We start from the raw sequence: 18,525 nt of genomic DNA on the forward strand, positions 1-18,525 counted from the left end.
GCAGCTTCATTGCTGTCCGTGCCTGATAATACTCACTTTCCCGGCGGTACCCTCAAGCGGTCCGGAGCCGGGTGTATACTCGACTTTCGCGCGAACGCGCCTGCAGGTCTTGCGAACATGACGCAGATTTCCGAACGCCTTCTGGTACAAGCCCACCTCGACGCCAAGCAGCCCAAGCCGCTGACAGCCGAGGAAGAGGCTTATTACCGTTCTGCCATCGCCGCCGAGCTCAAGGCTCAGGACGCGGTGCTGGTTGCCCACTTTTATTGCGATCCGATCATCCAGGCCCTCGCCGAAGAAACCGGCGGATGTGTTTCCGATTCCCTGGAAATGGCCCGCTTCGGCAATGCCCATCCGGCCAAGACCGTGGTGGTTGCCGGCGTGAAATTCATGGGCGAGACCGCGAAGATTCTCAACCCTGAAAAACGTGTGTTGATGCCGACCCTGGAAGCCACCTGCTCGCTGGATCTGGGTTGCCCGGTGGATGAGTTCTCGGCGTTCTGCGATCAGCATCCGGAACGCACCGTGGTGGTATACGCCAACACCTCGGCCGCCGTCAAAGCCCGGGCCGACTGGGTGGTGACCTCCAGTTGTGCACTGGAAATCGTCGAAAGCCTGATGGACAACGGCGAAACCATTATCTGGGGTCCGGACAAGCACCTGGGCACCTACATCCAGCGTCAGACCGGCGCCGACATGCTGCTCTGGGATGGTGCATGCATCGTCCACGAAGAGTTCAAGTCCAAGCAGCTGGAAGACATGAAAGCGCTGTACCCGGACGCCGCCATTCTGGTGCATCCGGAGTCGCCGACCTCGGTGATCGAGTTGGCGGACGCCGTCGGTTCCACCAGTCAGCTGATTGCCGCCGCTCAATCGCTGCCGAACAAGACTCTGATCGTCGCTACCGACCGCGGCATCTTCTACAAGATGCAGCAGCTGTGCCCGGACAAGGTCTTCATCGAGGCGCCAACCGCCGGTAACGGCGCGGCATGCCGCAGTTGCGCACATTGCCCGTGGATGGCCATGAACACCCTTGAACGCACGCTGAAGTGCCTGAAGGAGGGCTCGAACGAGATCTTCGTCGACCCGGCCCTGATTCCTCAGGCGATTCGTCCGCTCAAGCGCATGCTCGATTTCACTCAGGCCGCGCGGATGAAGCTGGCCGGCAACGCCTGACCTTGAGGCAAACAAAAACGCCCCGATTGGATCGGGGCGTTTTTGTATCTGGAGGATTATTTGGTTTTCTTCGGAATTCGCACGAGCTGTGTGTCGGAGTAGATGTCATGCCAGGCGCGTTTCTGTTTGTCGAACAGCGACCAGAAGAATCCAAGGCCCAGGCACAGCCACGACGCAATCGACACCATGAACCGCAGCAGCGCCTGCCACAGGCTGATCGCAGTGCCATCGGCGTTCTGCACGCGAATGCCCCAGACCTGCATGCCCAGGGTCTGCCCGGCGTGGGTCCAGAATTTGGCAAAGAAGCCAAACAGCACCAACAGCAACACCGTGGAGTACAGCGGATCGCCATCCAGCTGCCCGGCGTCGGTCATGGCGCGCAGGCGCTCTTCGCCGATGATTGCCGCCTGGATCAGCTTGTAAACAAAACCGGTCACGATCAGCAGAGCGGTGCACAGCAAAAAGTCATAGAACATCGCTGCCAGACGACGACCCAGGCCGACGGCGGGGAAATCGCCCTGGGGGGTGAGCAGGTGTTTCGACATGGCAGCCTCTGGACGGAAAGTGAAGCGCCATTTTACGGATTTGCGCCCACAAAAAAGCCCCTGATATCAATATCAGGGGCTTTTTCGTTACAGAAAATCAGGCTTCTGCGATGACTTCATCAGCTTGCATGCCTTTCTGGCCCTGCACAGCAACGAAGGTCACTTTCTGGCCTTCTTTCAGGCTCTTGAAGCCGTTGCCCTGAATGGCGCGGAAATGCACGAACAGATCCGGACCGCTTTCTGGAGTGATAAAACCAAAACCTTTCTCGTCGTTAAACCACTTGACGGTACCGCTCTGACGTGTGGACATTTCTTATTTCCTTTGACGCAAAAATTGATGACAGTCTCCTTCTCATGAAAGAGTACTGGGGCTGGTTGCAGGAGAGTAAGAAGACGTCGAACGGGATGTAGCTAACTTGTAGGCTACTGCCCAGGTCACGATTCCAAGCTGACCCATGCAAACACAGTGGACAAACTCTACGCCAACTACGGGAGAAAAAACAAGCCCCGCGAAGGCCCCGGTTTTCCTGCGCTTGCTGGCACTTAGTCGATTCACTAGTCCGGCTTATACGATTAGCCTGTTCAATTGTTTTCGAACGTTATAAGCCAAGTTCAAATTCGAATCGTATGTAAGTGGAGTGCACTGTTTTATGGCGATTGCGTTACACATTAGTGCACGCACAATGCAATCGCGTTACTTATAGAAACAGTCGATCAACCGCGATAGTAGCGTTGTGGAACAAATGGCATTTTGCTTACAAGCAATGGCACCTTTTTCCCACGAACAATTGCCCAAACGGGCGTATCGAGTGCGACGTAAGCGCTGTCCAGGTAACCCATGGCCAACGGACCGCCCAGGGTCGGGCCGAACCCGCCGCTGCACACGCTACCGACGATTTCGCCAGCGTCGTTGACGATTTCTGCACCTTCACGGACCGGCGTACGCTCTTGCGGCAGCAGGCCGACGCGTTTGCGCGACACGCCGTTTTGCTGTTGAGCGAAGACTTGCTCCGCACCCGGGAAACCACCGGCGCGGGCACCATCGGCACGCCGAGGTTTGGAGATTGCCCACAGCAAGCTGGCTTCGATCGGCGTGGTCTCGGTGTTCATGTCGTGGCCGTACAGGCACAGGCCGGCTTCCAGGCGCAGCGAGTCACGGGCGCCGAGACCGATGGCGGCGACTTCCGGTTCGGCCAGCAGGGCGCGGGCGAGTTTTTCCGCATCGGCTGCCGGAACCGAGATTTCGAAACCGTCTTCACCGGTGTAGCCGGAACGGCTGACAAAGCAGTCAACGCCCAGCAGCTTCACGCGGGTGAATTGCATGAAAGTCATTTTCGCCACTTCCGGCGCCAGGCGTGCCAGCACGGTCACGGCGGCCGGGCCTTGCAGGGCGAGCAGGGCGCGTTCTTCGAACAGTGGCTCGATCTTGCATTGATCGCCGATGTGTTTTTGCAGATGGGCCAGGTCCTGGTCCTTGCACGCGGCGTTGACCACCAGGAACAGCTCGTCATTGCCGAGGTTGGCGACCATCAGGTCATCGAGAATGCCGCCGGTTTCGTTGGTGAACATCGCGTAGCGCTGCATGCCGACCGGCAGGTCGATGATGTCTACCGGCACCAGGGTTTCCAGTGCTTTGGCGGCATTGGCGCCGGTCAGGCGGATCTGGCCCATGTGCGATACATCGAACAGCCCGGCCTGCTCACGGGTGTGCTGGTGTTCCTTCATCACGCCCAGCGGGTATTGCACCGGCATGTCGTAGCCGGCGAACGGCACCATGCGGGCGCCGAGTTCGAGGTGCAGAGCGTGCAGCGGGGTTTTCGACAGTTGTTCGGTGGACATGCGTGACTCCTTGATTCACACCAACCCTTTCCCGGAGGAAGAGGGGGCTAATTAACACTCGATAATGTTGACCGCCAGACCGCCGCGGGCGGTCTCCTTATATTTGCTTTTCATGTCGGCGCCGGTCTGCCGCATGGTGCGGATGACCTTGTCGAGGGAGACGAAGTGCTGCCCGTCTCCGCGCATGGCCATGCGCACGGCGTTGATCGCCTTGACCGAACCCATGGCGTTGCGCTCGATGCACGGCACCTGTACCAGCCCGCCGATCGGATCGCAGGTCAGGCCGAGGTTGTGTTCCATGCCGATTTCAGCGGCGTTTTCCACTTGTTGCACGCTGCCGCCGAGGACTTCGCACAACGCCCCGGCCGCCATCGAACAGGCCACGCCGACCTCGCCCTGACAGCCGACTTCGGCGCCGGAAATCGAGGCGTTTTCCTTGTACAGAATGCCGATGGCTGCCGCGGTCAGCAGAAAACGCACCACGCCGTCATCGTTCGCGCCGGGAATAAAGCGCATGTAGTAATGCAGCACCGCAGGAATGATCCCCGCTGCGCCATTGGTCGGTGCCGTGACCACGCGCCCGCCATTGGCGTTTTCTTCGTTGACGGCCAAGGCGTAGAGGTTGACCCAGTCCAGCACCGACAGCGGATCGCGCAGCGACGATTCCGGGTTCTTGCACAGTTGCCGGTGCAGCGCCGCCGCCCGCCGCTTGACCTTCAGGCCTCCCGGCAGGATGCCTTCGTTGCGACAGCCGGCGGCCACGCAGTCCTGCATCACTTGCCAGATTCTCAGCAGGCCGGCGCGGGTTTCCGCTTCCGGGCGCCAGGCGCTTTCGTTGGTCAGCATCACCTGACTGATCGACAGACCGTAGGTGGCGCAGTGACCGAGCAAGTCCTTGGCACTCTTGAACGGGAAGGTCAGCGCGGTGGCGTCTTCGACGATACGGTCGGCGCCAGCCGCATCTTCGTCGACCACGAAACCACCGCCGACCGAGTAGTACTCGCGGCTGCGGATCTGCAATCCCGCCGCATCGAAGGCACGGAAGATCATGCCGTTGGGGTGATAGGCCAACGGCTTGCGGATCATTGCCAGGTGTTCTTTCTCGTTGAACGCAATGCTGTGTTCGCCAAGCAGGTTCAAACGCCCGTTGCCACGAATCTCCGAGAGACGGGTGGCGACGGTTTCGGTATCCACGGTGTCCGGGTGTTCACCTTCCAGGCCCAGCAGCACGGCCTTGTCGCTGCCGTGGCCCTTGCCCGTGGCGCCGAGGGATCCATACAACTCGACCCTGACGCTGGTGGTGGCCGACAACAAGTTCTCCCGGCGCAGGCCTTCGGCGAAGCGCGCAGCTGCGCGCATCGGGCCGACGGTGTGGGAGCTGGAGGGGCCGATGCCAATCTTGAACAGGTCGAACACGCTTAACGACATGAGAGGCTCCTGCGGAGCAGTTGTAAGCGGCAAGCTTCAAGCTGCAAGCAAGAGCGGTCGGCTTTTGACTTGTTGCTTGAAGCTTGCAACTTGAGGCTTGAAGCTTATAGCTGCTTCTTTTTAAGCGTAGCTTTCGATCGACGGGCAGGCGCAGACCAGGTTGCGGTCGCCGAACACGTTGTCGACGCGACCGACCGGCGGCCAGTACTTGCCTTCGATCAACGACGCCACCGGGTACACCGCCTGCTCGCGGCTGTACGGGTGAGTCCACTCGCCAACCAGTTCCGCTGCGGTGTGCGGAGCGTTCTTCAGCGGGTTGTCGTCCTTGTCCAGGGTGCCGTTTTCCACTGCGCGGATTTCTTCGCGGATGCGGATCATGGCGTCGCAGAAGCGGTCCAGCTCTTCCTTGGATTCGCTTTCGGTCGGCTCGATCATCAGCGTGCCGGCCACCGGGAACGACATGGTCGGGGCGTGGAAGCCGAAGTCGATCAGACGCTTGGCGACGTCATCGACGCTGATGCCGCTGCTGTCTTTCAGTGGACGCAGATCCAGGATGCATTCGTGCGCCACCAGACCGTTGCTGCCGGTGTACAGCACTGGATAGTGCTCTTCCAGGCGACGGGAAATGTAGTTGGCATTGAGGATCGCCAGTTGCGAAGCGCGCTTCAGGCCTGCGCCACCCATCATGCGAATGTACATCCAGGTGATCGGCAGAATGCTCGCGCTGCCGAACGGTGCTGCGCAGACCGCGCCTTCCTTGCGTTCCATGTGGCCGTGGCCTGGCAGGAACGGAGTCAGGTGCGATTTCACGCCGATCGGGCCGACGCCCGGGCCGCCACCGCCATGCGGGATGCAGAAGGTCTTGTGCAGGTTCAGGTGCGACACGTCGCCGCCGAACTTGCCTGGTGCGCAGAGGCCGACCATCGCGTTCATGTTGGCGCCGTCGATGTACACCTGGCCGCCGTTGTCATGAATGATGCCGCAGATTTCGCGGATGCCTTCTTCGAACACGCCGTGGGTCGACGGGTAGGTGATCATCAGTGCGGCGAGGTGTTCGCGGTGCTCGATGGCCTTGGCGCGCAGATCTTCGATGTCCACGTTGCCACGGGCGTCGCACGCGGTCACGACCACGCGCATGCCGGCCATTTGTGCGGTCGCCGGGTTGGTGCCGTGGGCGGACGACGGGATCAGGCAGATGTCGCGACGGTCTTCGCCGCGGCTCTGGTGATAGGCGCGAATCGCCAGCAGACCTGCGTACTCACCCTGGGAACCGGCGTTCGGTTGCAGGGAGATCGAGTCGTAACCGGTGGCGGCGCAGAGCATCGCTTCCAGCTCGTCGGTCAGTTGCTGGTAACCGGCGCTTTGCTCGGCCGGGGCGAACGGGTGCAGGGCACCGAATTCGGCCCAGGTCACCGGGATCATTTCGCTGGCGGCGTTGAGTTTCATGGTGCACGAACCCAGCGGAATCATGGTGCGATCCAGTGCCAGGTCTTTGTCCGCCAGTTTGCGCAGGTAGCGCATCAGCTCGGTTTCCGAGTGATAACGGTTGAACACCGGGTGGCTGAGGATCGGCGACTGACGCACCAGTGCGGCTGGAATAGTGCTTTGCGCGGCAGCGGCGAGAGCCGCGAAATCCGGCAGGGTCTTGCCGTCGGCGAACAGGCCCCACAGGGTTTCGATGTCGGCCTGGGTAGTGGTTTCGTCGACCGACAGGCCCAGACGCTGAGCGTCGATCACACGCAGGTTGATCTGTTGAGCGCGAGCCTTGTCATGCAGCGCGGCGGTTTGCGCGCCGGTGGCCAGGGTCAGGGTGTCGAAGAAGCTCGCTTGCTCGACGGTCACGCCCAGTGCGCTCAGGCCCTTGGCCAGAATCGCGGTCAGGTGATGCACGCGGTTGGCGATCCGGGTCAGGCCTTTCGGGCCGTGGTACACGGCGTACATGCTGGCGATGTTGGCCAGCAGCACTTGCGCGGTGCAGATGTTCGACGTGGCTTTCTCGCGGCGGATGTGTTGCTCGCGGGTCTGCATCGCCAGACGCAGGGCCGGTTTGCCGAAACGGTCAACCGAAACACCGACCAGACGGCCCGGCATGTCGCGCTTGAACGCATCTTTAGTCGAGAAGTAAGCCGCGTGCGGGCCACCGAAGCCCAGCGGCACGCCGAAACGCTGGGCGCTGCCGATCGCCACGTCCGCGCCGAACTCGCCCGGCGGGGTCAGCAGGGTCAGGGCCAGCAGGTCAGCGGCTACCGCGACCAGTGCGTTGGCGGCGTGGAAGCGTTCGGTCAGTTCGCGATAGTCGAACACATCACCATTGCTGGCCGGGTATTGCAGCAGCGCGCCGAAGAACGGCGTCACGTCGGTCAGCTCACGCTCATCGCCCACGACTACGTCGATGCCCAGTGGCTCGGCACGGGTGCGCAGCACGTCGAGGGTTTGCGGATGGCTGTGGATCGAGGCGAAGAACTGGTGGCTGCCCTTGTTCTTGCTCAGGCGTTTGCAGAAGGTCATGGCTTCGGCAGCGGCGGTGGCTTCGTCGAGCAGGGAAGCGTTGGCGATCGGCAGGCCGGTGAGGTCGCTGATCAGGGTCTGGAAGTTCAGCAGCGCTTCGAGACGGCCCTGGGAAATTTCTGGCTGGTACGGGGTGTAAGCGGTGTACCAGGCCGGGTTTTCCAGCAGGTTGCGCAGGATCGGCGACGGCGTGTGGCAGTTGTAGTAGCCCTGGCCGATGTAGGTCTTGAACAGTTGGTTCTTGCCGGCGATGCCTTTGATCATTGCCAGGGCATCGGCTTCGCTCAGGCCGTCGTCGAGGCCGAGCACGCTGGTGCCCTTGATGCTTTCCGGGATGACGCTGGCGCTCAGGGCTTCGAGCGAGTCGAAGCCGAGGCTGTTGAGCATGGCTTGCTCGTCACCGGCGCGCGGGCCGATGTGACGGGCGATGAATTCGTTGGCGGTGCCGAGATTTACTTGGGTCATGTCAGGTTCCTCAGGCTTCGGCTTGGGCTTTGATCAGGCGGTCGTAGGCGTCCTGATCCAGCAGCTTGGCGACGGCCGAAGCGTCGGCCGGCTTGAAGCGGAAGAACCAGCCTTCGCCCAGCGGATCTTCGTTGACCAGCTCAGGGCTGTCTTCCAGGGCCGGGTTGGTGGCCAGGACTTCACCGTCCAGCGGCATGTAAACGCCGCTGGCGGCTTTTACCGATTCCACGGTGGCGGCTTCGGCGCCTTTGTCGTACGCCTGCAATTCAGGCAGTTGCACGAACACCACGTCGCCCAGGGCGTTCTGCGCGAAAGCGGTGATGCCAACGGTGACAGAACCATCGGCTTCGGCGCGCAGCCATTCGTGATCTTCAGTAAAACGCAACTCGCTCATGGAATCTCCTAGGGGCCAGACTCGTCTGGTGGACGCGGTGGAATACTCGGGCGGCAATGCCCTGATTTTATGAGCGGTTACTTAGCAAGAACGCGGCCAACGTAAAAATATCGTTATAAATCAATTGCTTGATGGTTTTTCGGGCGAGCGCAAATACGTTGGCTGTAGCGAAATCGCTACAGCGTGGGGCGAAGAAAAAAGCTGAACCGGATCAAAGCCTTGCACAGCGGTGATCGGAGGAGGGTGTAGCGATATCGTTCCGCTGTAGCGCTTTCAGTACAGATGGAGGTCGCTTTTGGGGCGAAGTCAGGGTTTGTTGGGGATGCCGTATTTGCGCAGTCGATGCGCGATTGCGGTGTGCGAGGTCTGCAGGCGGCTGGCCAGTTGGCGGGTCGAGGGGTAGCTGACGTAGAGTTTTTCCAGCAGCGATTTCTCGAAGGCTTCCACCGCTTCTTCCAGGCTGTCGACGTCGGTGTCGGTCTGGCGTGCCACGGAGGTGCCGGCGATGTCGAGGTCGCCGATGTCCACCAGGCTGCTTTCGCAAATGGCGGCGGCGCGGAAGATCACGTTCTGTAATTGCCGCACGTTGCCCGGCCAGCGGTTGCCGAGCAGCGCCGGGTAAGTGCCCGGAGCGAGGCGGCAGACCGGTCGCTGGATCTGCGCGCAGGCCTGCTGCATGAAATAGCGCGCCAGCAACAGAATGTCCTGACCGCGTTCACGTAGCGGCGGTACTTCGACGTTGAGCACGTTGAGGCGGTAGAACAGGTCTTCGCGGAACAGGCCTTCGCTGACCATTTTCTCCAGGTCGCGGTGGGTCGCGCTGAGAATCCGCACGTTGACCTTCACCTCACGGTCACCGCCAACCCGACGGAAGCTGCCGTCGTTGAGAAAACGCAGCAGTTTGGCCTGCAAGTACGGCGACATCTCGCCGATTTCGTCGAGGAACACCGTGCCCTGGTTGGCCAGCTCCATCAGCCCCGGTTTGCCGCCGCGTTGTGCGCCGGTGAAGGCGCCGGGGGCGTAGCCGAACAGTTCGCTCTCGGCGAGGTTCTCCGGCAGGGCCGCGCAGTTCAGTGCGAGGAAGGGTGCGCTGTGCCGGGCGCTGATGGCGTGACAGGCGCGGGCCACCAGTTCCTTGCCGGTGCCGGTTTCGCCCTGGATCAGCAGCGGCGCATCGAGGGCCGCTACCCGTTGGGCGCGGGCCTTGAGGGTGCGGATTGGCGGCGATTCACCGAGCAGCGCATCGAAACCTTCGGCATGGTCGTGATGCAGCGCCGACAGTTGTTCGCCGATGCGGTTGGGTTGATACAGCGTGAGCAGGGCGCCGGCGTCGGTGATCGGCGTGGCGTCGAGCAACAGGGTCTGGCCATTGACGGTGATTTCCCGCAGCGGCAGGCGGAAGCCTTGTTCGAGCAAGGTTTCGAGCAGACCCGGATCGTTGAACAGTTCCGAAACGCTTTCGCCCGCCGGCTCGCGACCGTACAGGGCGATCAGCGCCGGGTTGGCCAGCAGCACCTTGCCGGCGCTGTCCAGCGCCAGTACCGGGTCGGTCATCGCCGCGAGCAACGCATCGAGCTGCAAGTGCCGACGCTGGCCGGGGAGGATGTCGACCACGGTCACTGCTTCTACACCACGCACGCGAAACAGCGCATCTTTGAGTTCTTCGAGCACTTGCGGGCTCAGGGTCGGGGCGTCGATGTAGACGTTGGGCGGGATCATCTCCACTGCATCCAGATTGAGATTGCGCCCGCCGAGGATAGCCAGGACTTCCTGGGTGATGCCGACGCGGTCGATGAAGCTGACGTGGATACGCATGGGGCGGTTCTGGGTTCTGGAGTGCGGAGGGGGGCAAGTATGCCTTGATGGGGGACTGGGGTGAAATCTTGAGATCGGCGTCGTGCTCGAAAATCACCCCTCACCCCAGCCCTCCCGAAGCGTCGGACCGCCCGGAGGGAGAGGGAGCTGACCGAGGTGTATTGCGTGATACATCGACCTGAAGAATCGAGTCGATTATGGATTCAGCGAAGAGCTTTCAGGTCGGTGTAACCCTGAAGCATCCCCGGATCAGTCCCCTCTCCCTCCGGGCGGTCCGACGCTTCGGGAGGGTTAGGGTGAGGGGGCTTTTGGGGTTACTCGAAATGCTCGGGATTGACCGGATCCCCGGACTGCATATTCAGCTGCTTGCGGATGTCCTCAAACATCAGGTCGTAATGCTTATGCACCGAGCCGATCTGGCTGTGGCTCTTGGGAATGCCGTACTTTTCGGCAATCTGCGTCACGTTGCGAGCGAAGTTGTAGGCTTCCTCCTTGGGCAGAAAGAACGGTTCGTTGACCTCTTTGCCCTGCATGCTGCCATGCAGGGTGAACTGTATCCCTTTGCCTTTCTGGGGATCGGTGAACACTTCATAGTCGAGGTGCACGTTGTAATTGACGTCGTCGTCAGTCAATGCATGCCGCTCGATATGCAAATGACCGGGTTCGAACTGGGCCATGGTTTTCTCCTTTCAAGGCATGGGAGAAGGGCAGACCTGAGGTCTGCCCCCGGAGTTTCTTTTTATCGGTAGGTGATGCCCGGCGCTGCCGTGCTGACCCGCGTACCGGCGGTACCCTGGACGATGGCTTCGATGTCCGAGAGCGAACCGATCACCGCGACCTTGCCAGTATGGCGCGCAAACTCGCAGGCTGCCTGCACCTTCGGCCCCATGGAACCGGCGGCGAAGCCCAGGCGTTCGAGTTCGTCCGGGTGGGCCTGGGCAATCGCTTTCTCGGTGGGTTTCTTGAAGTCGATGTACGCCGCGTTGACGTCGGTGGCGATCACCAGTAAGTCCGCCTCCAGCTGTTCGGCCAGCAGCGCCGAGCACAGGTCCTTGTCGATCACCGCTTCGATGCCTTTGAGATTGCGGTGCTCGTCGTACATGGTCGGAATCCCGCCACCGCCGGCGCAGATCACGATGCTGCCCTTGTCCAGCAGCCACTTGATCGGGCGGATTTCAAAGATGCGTTTGGGCCGGGGGCTGGCCACCACACGGCGGAACTTGTCGCCGTCCGGGGCGATGGCCCAGCCTTTTTCGGCGGCGAGTTTTTCTGCTTCGGCTTTCTCGTAGACCGGGCCGATCGGTTTGGTCGGGTTCTTGAAGGCCGGGTCGTTGGCATCGACTTCGACCTGGGTGAGCAGGGTGGCGAACGGGACTTCGAAGTCCAGCAGGTTGCCCAGTTCCTGTTCGATGATGTAGCCGATCATGCCTTCGGTTTCGGCACCGAGCACGTCCAGCGGGTAAGGGGTGACGGAGGTGTAGGCCGCCGCTTGCAACGACAGCAGGCCGACTTGCGGGCCATTGCCGTGGGCGATGACCAGTTGGTTGCCGGGATGGATCTTGGCGATTTGCTCGGTGGCGATGCGGATGTTGGCGCGCTGGTTGTCAGCGGTCATCGGCTCGCCACGGCGGAGCAGGGCGTTACCGCCCAGGGCTACGACGATACGCATGGTGCATGTCCTTTTCGTGTTGATCGCTGATCGTTCCCACGCTCCCGCGTGGGAATGCATCCCGTGACGCTCTGCGTCACAGCGGACGCGGAGCGTCCGGGGGCGGCGTTACCACGCGGAGCGTGGGAACGATCAGTGCCAAAGCCGGGTTACAGATCAGCCAAAGTCGACACCAGAATCGCCTTGATGGTGTGCATGCGGTTTTCCGCTTGCTCGAAGGCGATGCAGGCTGGCGACTCGAACACGTCGTCGGTCACTTCGATGCCGTTTTTCAGGTGCGGATACTGTTCGGCGATCTGTTTGCCGACCTTGGTATCGCTGTTGTGAAACGCCGGCAGGCAGTGCATGAACTTGGTGCGCGGGTTGCCGGTGGCTTTCATCAGCTCGGCGTTGACCTGATACGGCAGCAGTTGCTGGATACGCTCGGCCCAGGCTTCCACCGGCTCGCCCATTGATACCCAGACGTCGGTGTGGATGAAGTCCACGCCTTTGACCGCCGCTTTCGGATCTTCGGTCAGGGTGATGCGCGCGCCGCTTTCCTCTGCGTACTTCTTGCAGCGATCCACCAGGTCGTCATGCGGCCACAGGGCTTTCGGCGCGCAGATGCGCACGTCCATACCGAGTTTGGAGCCCACCAGCAGCAGCGAGTTGCCCATGTTGTTACGCGCGTCGCCCAGGTAGGCGTAGCTGATCTCGTGGATCGGCTTGTCGGCGTGCTCACGCATGGTCAGCACGTCGGCGATCATCTGGGTCGGGTGATATTCATCGGTCAGGCCGTTGAACACCGGCACGCCGGCGAACTTGGCCAGCTCTTCGACGATTTCCTGTTTGAAGCCACGGTACTCGATGGCGTCGTACATGCGACCCAGCACGCGGGCGGTGTCTTTCATGCTTTCCTTGTGGCCGATCTGCGAAGAGTTCGGGTCGATGTAGGTGACGTTGGCGCCCTGATCATAGGCGGCGACTTCGAATGCGCAGCGGGTACGGGTCGAAGTTTTTTCGAAGATCAGGGCGATGTTGTTGCCCTTCAGGTGTTGCTGCTCGGTGCCGGTGTATTTGGCGCGTTTGAGGTCGCGGGACAGGTCGAGCAGGTAGCGCAGCTCACGTGGGGTGTGGTGTTCCAGGCTGAGCAGGTTACGGTTGTGAATATTGAAAGCCATGATGGATCTCCTTGGGTTTCGGTTATCCCCCTGGCCGCGCTGGATCAGCGCCGGCCAGGGCTCAAAGGTTTAGTAGTCGATTGGGTCGCGCACGATCGGGCAGGTCATGCAGTGGCCGCCGCCACGGCCACGGCCCAGTTCGCCGGCGCTGATGGTGATGACCTCGACCCCGGCCTTGCGCAGCAGGGTGTTGGTGTAGGTGTTACGGTCGTAGCCGATGACCACGCCCGGCTCCACGGCCACCACGTTGTTGCCGTCATCCCATTGCTCGCGTTCGGCGGCGAAGCTGTTGCCGCCGGTTTCGACGACGCGCAGTTTCGGCAGGTTGAGGGCTTTGGCCACGACGTCGAGGAACGTGCCTTCTTCGCGACGGATGTCGATGCCGCCCTGTTTGCTTTCGTCAGGGCGCAGGGTGAAGGCGACGATCTGGTTGACCACTTCCGGGAAGATCGTGACCAGGTCGCGGTCGCAGAAGCTGAACACGGTATCGAGGTGCATCGCTGCGCGGGACTTCGGCAGGCCGGCGACGATGACTTTTTCCACGGCCTTGTTCTTGAACAGGTTCAGCGCCAGTTGGCCGATGGCCTGACGGGATGAACGCTCGCCCATACCGATCAGCACCACGCCGTTGCCGATCGGCATCACGTCGCCGCCTTCGAGGGTGGAACTGCCGTGATCCTTGTCCGGGTCGCCGTACCAGATCTCGAAATCGGCGTTGGTGAATTGCGGATGGAATTTGTAGATGGCGGTGGTCAGCAGGGTTTCCTGACGGCGCGCCGGCCAGTACATCGGGTTCAGCGTCACGCCACCGTAGATCCAGCAGGTGGTGTCGCGGGTGAACTGGGTGTTCGGCAGCGGCGGCAGAATGAAACTGGAGTGGCCGAGGAAGTCGCGGAACATCTGGATGGTCTTGCCACCGAAGCTGTCCGGCAGGTCATCGGCGGACACACCGCCAATCAGGAATTCGGCGATGTGTCGCGGCTCCAGGCTTTTCAGCCAGAATTTGACTTCGTTGATCAGGCCCAGGCCCACCGAATCGGCAGTGACCTTGCGTTCGAGGATCCAGTCCAGCGCTTCAGGGATGGCGACGATGTCGGTCAGCAGGTTGTGCATTTCCAGCACGTCGATCCCGCGCTCACGCATCTTGGTCACGAAGTCGAAGTGGTCGCGCTTGGCCTGGGCGACCCACAGCACGTCGTCGAACAGCAGTTCATCGCAGTTGTTCGGGGTCAGCCGCTGATGGGCCAGACCTGGGGAGCAAACCATGACTTTGCGCAGTTTGCCGGCTTCGGAATGGACGCCGTACTTAGCTTTTTCCGTGGTCATTTCAGTGATCCTCCAGAGTGAAAACGTTGGGCAATTACAGAGTCAGGAAGCCGTCATACAGTCCGTAGGCTGCCACCAGGGCGCCCACGACCACTGCGGCGAAAATCAGCTTCTCGACGTTGGTGAAAACCGGTTGTTTGAGTTCGAGCTTGGCCTTGGCGAACAGGATCGCGCCGGGGGCATAGAGCAGGGCCGAGAGCAGCAGGTACTTCACGCCACCGGCGTAGAGCAGCCACACCGCATAGATCAGGGCGATACCGCCGATGATCAGGTCCTTGCGCCGTTCGGCCGCGAAGCCTTCGTAACTTTCGCCGCGCACCGCCAGCAGCAGGGCGTAGGCCGCCGACCACAGGTATGGCACCAGAATCATCGAAGTGGCGAGGTAGATCAGCGACAGGTAAGTGCTGGCCGAGAACAGGGTGATGATCAGGAACAGCTGCACCATCGCGTTGGTCAGCCACAGGGCGTTGACCGGCACGTGGTTGGCGTTCTCCTTGCGCAGGAACTCCGGCATGGTGTGGTCCTTGGCGGCGGCGAACATGATCTCCGCACACAGCAGCACCCACGACAGCAACGCCCCCAGCAGCGAGATGATCAGGCCGACGCTGATCAGCACCGCACCCCAGTGACCGACCACGTGTTCCAGCACGGCGGCCATCGACGGGTTCTGCAGTTTGGCCAGTTCCGGCTGGGTCATGATGCCCAGCGACAGCACGTTCACCAGCACCAGGAACAGCAGCACGGTGATGAAACCGATCACGGTGGCCTTGCCGACGTCCGAACGTTTTTCCGCCCGGGCCGAGAAGATGCTCGCGCCCTCGATGCCGATGAACACCCATACGGTGACCAGCATCATGTTGCGCACCTGGTTCATCACGCTGCCCAGATCCGGGTTTTTCACGCCCCAGATGTCGGCGGTGAAGATGTCCAGTTTGAAGGCGAAGATCGCGATCAGCACGAACAGCAGCAGCGGCACGACCTTGGCGACGGTGGTCACCAGGTTGATGAACGCCGCCTCCTTGATCCCGCGCAGCACCAGAAAGTGCACGCCCCACAACAGCACAGAGGCGCCGATCACTGCGGCAACGGTGTTGCCTTCCCCAAAAACCGGAAAGAAATACCCGAGGGTGCTGAACAGCAGAACGAAGTAACCGACGTTGCCCAGCCAGGCACTGATCCAGTAGCCCCAGGCCGAAGAAAAGCCCATGTAATCGCCGAAACCGGCCTTGGCGTAGGCGTAGACACCGCCGTCCAGGTCAGGCTTGCGATTGGCGAGGGTTTGAAAGACGAAAGCGAGGGTGAGCATGCCGACAGCGGTGATGGCCCAGCCAATCAGAACCGCGCCGACGTCGGCACTGGCGGCCATGTTTTGTGGCAAAGAGAATATCCCGCCACCGATCATTGAGCCGACTACCAATGCAACCAGTGCACCTAGTCGTAGTTTTCCGGGAGCTTCAGACATTGCATGACTCCATTGCAGGAGAGAAGAGTTCACAGCGTAGTTCTGTTAGCTATTCAAACAGCTGACTTAGATCAGTGCATGGTCACATTCCATTGTTAATGAATGACTTATGAAACCTCTGATGGCATAAGGCTTCTGCCTGTGAGGCCTGTCCTAGAGGCTTTCGGCATATGTAGTTGGGAACTTTTCCTATTACTTTCGAGTTATCACGCTAGTCCGTTTTCAAGGTTTGGCAAATTTTTCACCTCTGTTTTCAGTACAGAATCGAATTATCAGGATTCGCACACAAAACTGCCTATCCGTGCTAGGCATTAGTGCCATCCGCTATATATAAAAGGCGTTGATTGGCGTTATTCAATAAACGTACTTACGCTCTAACCGTTTGGTTAATACCGGTTACATCACCATGGGCGGCCAATGCCGACCTCGGGAACCTGGAGACGCTGGAATGTCGCAACCGACGCAAAAGCTGCGCCTTGGCGCACTGATCGCCCTGGTGGTGGGTTCGATGATTGGCGGGGGGATTTTTTCCCTGCCGCAAAACATGGCAGCCCGGGCCGATGCCGGCGCCATTCTGATCGGCTGGGGCATCACGGCGATCGGCATGCTCACCCTGGCTTTCGTGTTTCAGACCCTGGCCAATCGCAAACCGGAACTGGACTCCGGCGTGTATGCCTACGCCAAGGCCGGGTTCGGCGACTACATGGGCTTTTCTTCGGCGTGGGGTTACTGGATCAGTGCCTGGCTGGGCAACGTCGGGTATTTCGTGTTGCTGTTCAGCACCCTCGGCTACTTCTTTCCGGTGTTCGGCCAGGGCAACACGCCAATCGCCATCGGTTGCGCCTCGGTGTTGCTGTGGGCCGTGCATTTTCTGGTGATGCGCGGGATCAAGGAGGCGGCGCTGATCAATCAGTTGACCACCGTGGCCAAGATCATTCCGCTGATCATGTTCGTGGTCATTGCCGCCGTGGCGTTCAAGGCCGAGATTTTTACCCGCGACATATGGGGCCGCAGCAACCCGAATTTCGGCGGCGTGATGGATCAGGTGCGCAACATGATGCTGGTCACCGTGTTCGTGTTCATCGGTATCGAAGGCGCCAGCGTTTACTCGGCCCGGGCGGAGAAGCGCACCGATGTGGGCCGTGCCACGGTGATCGGTTTCCTCGGTGTGCTGGCGCTGCTGGTGCTGGTCAATGTGTTGTCGCTGGGGATCATGAGCCAGCCGGAACTGGCGACCTTGCAAAACCCGTCACTGGCGGCGGTGCTGGAACACATCGTCGGGCCATGGGGCGCGTTGCTGATCAGCGTGGGCCTGGCCATTTCGTTGCTCGGTGCGTTGCTGTCGTGGGCGCTGTTGTGCGCGGAGATCCTGTTCGCCACCGCCAAGGACAATACGATGCCGGCGTTCCTGAAGAAGGAAAACGCCAACCATGTGCCGGTCAACGCGTTGTGGCTGACCAACGTGATGATCCAGATTTTCCTGCTGATCACGCTGTTTTCCGCCGGCACCTATACCAGTCTGATTTACCTCGCCTCGTCGATGATTCTGGTGCCGTATCTGTGGTCGGCGGCCTATGCGGTGCTGTTGAGCGGGCGGGGAGAAACCTATGAACATGCCTCTGCCGAACGCACCAAGGATCTGCTGATCGGCGGCATCGCGCTGTGTTACGCGGTGTGGCTGTTGTATGCCGGCGGGGTGAAATACCTGCTGTTGTCGGCGCTGTTGTATGCGCCGGGGGTGATCCTGTTCGCCAAGGCCAAGCATGAGCAGGGCGAGCCGTTGTTCACCACGCTCGAGAAGGGGATTTTCACCTGCGTGATCGCCGGGGCCGGGCTTGCGGCGTATGGGTTGTACAGCGGCGTGTTGTCTCTGTGAGGTTACGGCTCGACTATCACGGATCTTGCGACTGGCCGGCGATGCTCCGGTTTCTCGCGGCCCGCGCGGTGGCGGGGATGGAGACAGTAGTCGATGGTGTGTATTCGCGCAGCATCGGGCTGAATGGGTTTCACGGCAGGGTTTCGGTCTGGCCCGGTGACGGTGATGCGCTGGAGGTGGAACTGGATTTCCCGGATCCGTCGGCGGTTCCCGAGATTGTTGCGCGCTTGCGACGGATGTTTGATCTGGATGCGGATCTACCGACGATGCAGCAGCATCTGGCGACGGATCCGCTGCTGGCGCGGCTGATCGCCGAGCGTCCGGGGTTGCGGGTGCCGGGGGCGTGGGATGGTTTGGAGTTGGCGTTTCGCGCGGTATTGGGGCAGCAGATCACCGTGGTCGCGGCGATTCGGCTGGCGGGGAAACTGGTGGCGCAGTATGGCGAGCCATTGCGTTCTGTAGTGCAGGGCCTGACTCACGTTTTTCCTCAGGCAGAGGTTTTGGCGAACGCTGATCTGGCGGCGCTGGGCATGCCGAAAAGTCGCGGGCGCACCTTGTCCGGGGTGGCGCAGGCGTCATTTGACGATCCGCTGCTGTTTGCCTCCGGGACGGCGCGGTTGCTGGCGCTGCAAGGGATTGGCGACTGGACGGCGCAGTACATTGCCCTGCGGCAGTTGCGGGACATGGACGGGTTTCCGACCGGGGATGTGGGGTTGCTGCGGGCGCTGGAAGTGCTGGAAGGCGTGCGGATGACGGCGCGGGAGTTGTCTGTTCGGGCAGAGGCCTGGCGGCCATTTCGGGGGTATGCGGCGCAGGTGTTGTGGGCGTCTTGGAGTCGCTTTGACTGAGTCTTTCGTTTCCG

General features: G+C 60.9%; 15 protein-coding genes. 3 read left to right on the forward strand and 12 right to left on the reverse strand.

From position 1 onward, the window contains the following. Window positions 1-117: 117 nt before the first annotated feature. Window positions 118-1,176 (forward strand): quinolinate synthase NadA, encoded by a 1,059-nt coding sequence (gene nadA / locus BMZ46_RS01815; RefSeq protein ID WP_039766022.1) that lies wholly within the window; start codon window positions 118-120, stop codon window positions 1,174-1,176. 56 nt (window positions 1,177-1,232) lie between these two features. On the opposite strand, the gene BMZ46_RS01820 is transcribed toward nadA, so the two are convergent. The 12 genes from BMZ46_RS01820 to arcD (BMZ46_RS01875) form a co-directional block, all read right to left on the reverse strand. After that, complete coding sequence (locus BMZ46_RS01820) at window positions 1,233-1,721, reverse strand: RDD family protein (protein ID WP_074688343.1); 489 nt, start codon at window positions 1,719-1,721, stop codon at window positions 1,233-1,235. Window positions 1,722-1,818: 97 nt separating this feature from the next. Beyond that, window positions 1,819-2,031 (reverse strand): cold-shock protein, encoded by a 213-nt coding sequence (locus tag BMZ46_RS01825; protein WP_007951194.1) that lies wholly within the window; start codon window positions 2,029-2,031, stop codon window positions 1,819-1,821. A 404-nt stretch (window positions 2,032-2,435) separates the two neighbouring features. Further along, window positions 2,436-3,560: a glycine cleavage system aminomethyltransferase GcvT gene (gene gcvT / locus BMZ46_RS01830; protein ID WP_074688341.1), complete on the reverse strand. Its 1,125-nt coding sequence runs from the start codon at window positions 3,558-3,560 to the stop codon at window positions 2,436-2,438. A gap of 51 nt (window positions 3,561-3,611) precedes the next feature. After that, entirely contained in the window at window positions 3,612-4,988 is a 1,377-nt protein-coding gene (locus BMZ46_RS01835) for an L-serine ammonia-lyase (protein ID WP_074688339.1), read from the reverse strand. A 120-nt stretch (window positions 4,989-5,108) separates the two neighbouring features. Further along, window positions 5,109-7,961, reverse strand: a complete 2,853-nt coding sequence (gene gcvP / locus BMZ46_RS01840) for an aminomethyl-transferring glycine dehydrogenase (RefSeq protein WP_074688337.1) — start codon at window positions 7,959-7,961, stop codon at window positions 5,109-5,111. Window positions 7,962-7,971: 10 nt separating this feature from the next. Continuing rightward, the gene (gene gcvH / locus BMZ46_RS01845; RefSeq protein WP_074688335.1) at window positions 7,972-8,355 is read right to left on the reverse strand and encodes a glycine cleavage system protein GcvH; all 384 of its coding nucleotides are present in this window, start codon (window positions 8,353-8,355) and stop codon (window positions 7,972-7,974) included. A 306-nt stretch (window positions 8,356-8,661) separates the two neighbouring features. Then, window positions 8,662-10,170 carry a sigma-54-dependent transcriptional regulator gene (locus tag BMZ46_RS01850; protein ID WP_039766033.1) on the reverse strand — a complete coding sequence of 503 codons (1,509 nt, stop codon included), beginning with the start codon at window positions 10,168-10,170 and terminating at the stop codon, window positions 8,662-8,664. A gap of 314 nt (window positions 10,171-10,484) precedes the next feature. Next, window positions 10,485-10,847 (reverse strand): DUF5064 family protein, encoded by a 363-nt coding sequence (locus BMZ46_RS01855; protein WP_039766036.1) that lies wholly within the window; start codon window positions 10,845-10,847, stop codon window positions 10,485-10,487. Window positions 10,848-10,909: 62 nt separating this feature from the next. Beyond that, window positions 10,910-11,839, reverse strand: a complete 930-nt coding sequence (arcC, locus tag BMZ46_RS01860; RefSeq protein ID WP_039766038.1) for a carbamate kinase — start codon at window positions 11,837-11,839, stop codon at window positions 10,910-10,912. Window positions 11,840-11,988: 149 nt separating this feature from the next. Continuing rightward, window positions 11,989-12,999: an ornithine carbamoyltransferase gene (locus tag BMZ46_RS01865; protein WP_039766039.1), complete on the reverse strand. Its 1,011-nt coding sequence runs from the start codon at window positions 12,997-12,999 to the stop codon at window positions 11,989-11,991. 69 nt (window positions 13,000-13,068) lie between these two features. Next, a complete protein-coding gene (gene arcA / locus BMZ46_RS01870) occupies window positions 13,069-14,325 on the reverse strand; it encodes an arginine deiminase (protein ID WP_074688333.1) in 1,257 nt (418 codons plus the stop codon). Window positions 14,326-14,359: 34 nt separating this feature from the next. Next, the gene (gene arcD / locus BMZ46_RS01875; RefSeq protein ID WP_039766045.1) at window positions 14,360-15,787 is read right to left on the reverse strand and encodes an arginine-ornithine antiporter; all 1,428 of its coding nucleotides are present in this window, start codon (window positions 15,785-15,787) and stop codon (window positions 14,360-14,362) included. 448 nt (window positions 15,788-16,235) lie between these two features. On the opposite strand from arcD (BMZ46_RS01875), the gene arcD (BMZ46_RS01880) reads away from it, so the two are divergent. Further along, a complete protein-coding gene (gene arcD, locus BMZ46_RS01880) occupies window positions 16,236-17,663 on the forward strand; it encodes an arginine-ornithine antiporter (RefSeq protein WP_074688331.1) in 1,428 nt (475 codons plus the stop codon). Then, window positions 17,660-18,511: a DNA-3-methyladenine glycosylase family protein gene (locus BMZ46_RS01885; RefSeq protein ID WP_074688329.1), complete on the forward strand. Its 852-nt coding sequence runs from the start codon at window positions 17,660-17,662 to the stop codon at window positions 18,509-18,511. Before arcD (BMZ46_RS01880) ends, BMZ46_RS01885 begins: the two co-directional genes overlap by 4 nt. Window positions 18,512-18,525: the final 14 nt, after the last annotated feature.

Origin of the sequence: Pseudomonas sp. NFIX49 (genome assembly GCF_900115915.1) — a bacterium.
Classification (GTDB): Bacteria; Pseudomonadota; Gammaproteobacteria; order Pseudomonadales; family Pseudomonadaceae; genus Aquipseudomonas; species Aquipseudomonas pharyngis.

Coding starts and splice junctions, on each gene's coding strand:
- nadA (WP_039766022.1), top strand. CDS start 118: ATGACGCAGATTTCCGAACGCCTTCTGGTACAAGCCCACCTCGACGCC.
- BMZ46_RS01820 (WP_074688343.1), bottom strand. CDS start 1,721: ATGTCGAAACACCTGCTCACCCCCCAGGGCGATTTCCCCGCCGTCGGC.
- BMZ46_RS01825 (WP_007951194.1), bottom strand. CDS start 2,031: ATGTCCACACGTCAGAGCGGTACCGTCAAGTGGTTTAACGACGAGAAA.
- gcvT (WP_074688341.1), bottom strand. CDS start 3,560: ATGTCCACCGAACAACTGTCGAAAACCCCGCTGCACGCTCTGCACCTC.
- BMZ46_RS01835 (WP_074688339.1), bottom strand. CDS start 4,988: ATGTCGTTAAGCGTGTTCGACCTGTTCAAGATTGGCATCGGCCCCTCC.
- gcvP (WP_074688337.1), bottom strand. CDS start 7,961: ATGACCCAAGTAAATCTCGGCACCGCCAACGAATTCATCGCCCGTCAC.
- gcvH (WP_074688335.1), bottom strand. CDS start 8,355: ATGAGCGAGTTGCGTTTTACTGAAGATCACGAATGGCTGCGCGCCGAA.
- BMZ46_RS01850 (WP_039766033.1), bottom strand. CDS start 10,170: ATGCGTATCCACGTCAGCTTCATCGACCGCGTCGGCATCACCCAGGAA.
- BMZ46_RS01855 (WP_039766036.1), bottom strand. CDS start 10,847: ATGGCCCAGTTCGAACCCGGTCATTTGCATATCGAGCGGCATGCATTG.
- arcC (WP_039766038.1), bottom strand. CDS start 11,839: ATGCGTATCGTCGTAGCCCTGGGCGGTAACGCCCTGCTCCGCCGTGGC.
- BMZ46_RS01865 (WP_039766039.1), bottom strand. CDS start 12,999: ATGGCTTTCAATATTCACAACCGTAACCTGCTCAGCCTGGAACACCAC.
- arcA (WP_074688333.1), bottom strand. CDS start 14,325: ATGACCACGGAAAAAGCTAAGTACGGCGTCCATTCCGAAGCCGGCAAA.
- arcD (WP_039766045.1), bottom strand. CDS start 15,787: ATGTCTGAAGCTCCCGGAAAACTACGACTAGGTGCACTGGTTGCATTG.
- arcD (WP_074688331.1), top strand. CDS start 16,236: ATGTCGCAACCGACGCAAAAGCTGCGCCTTGGCGCACTGATCGCCCTG.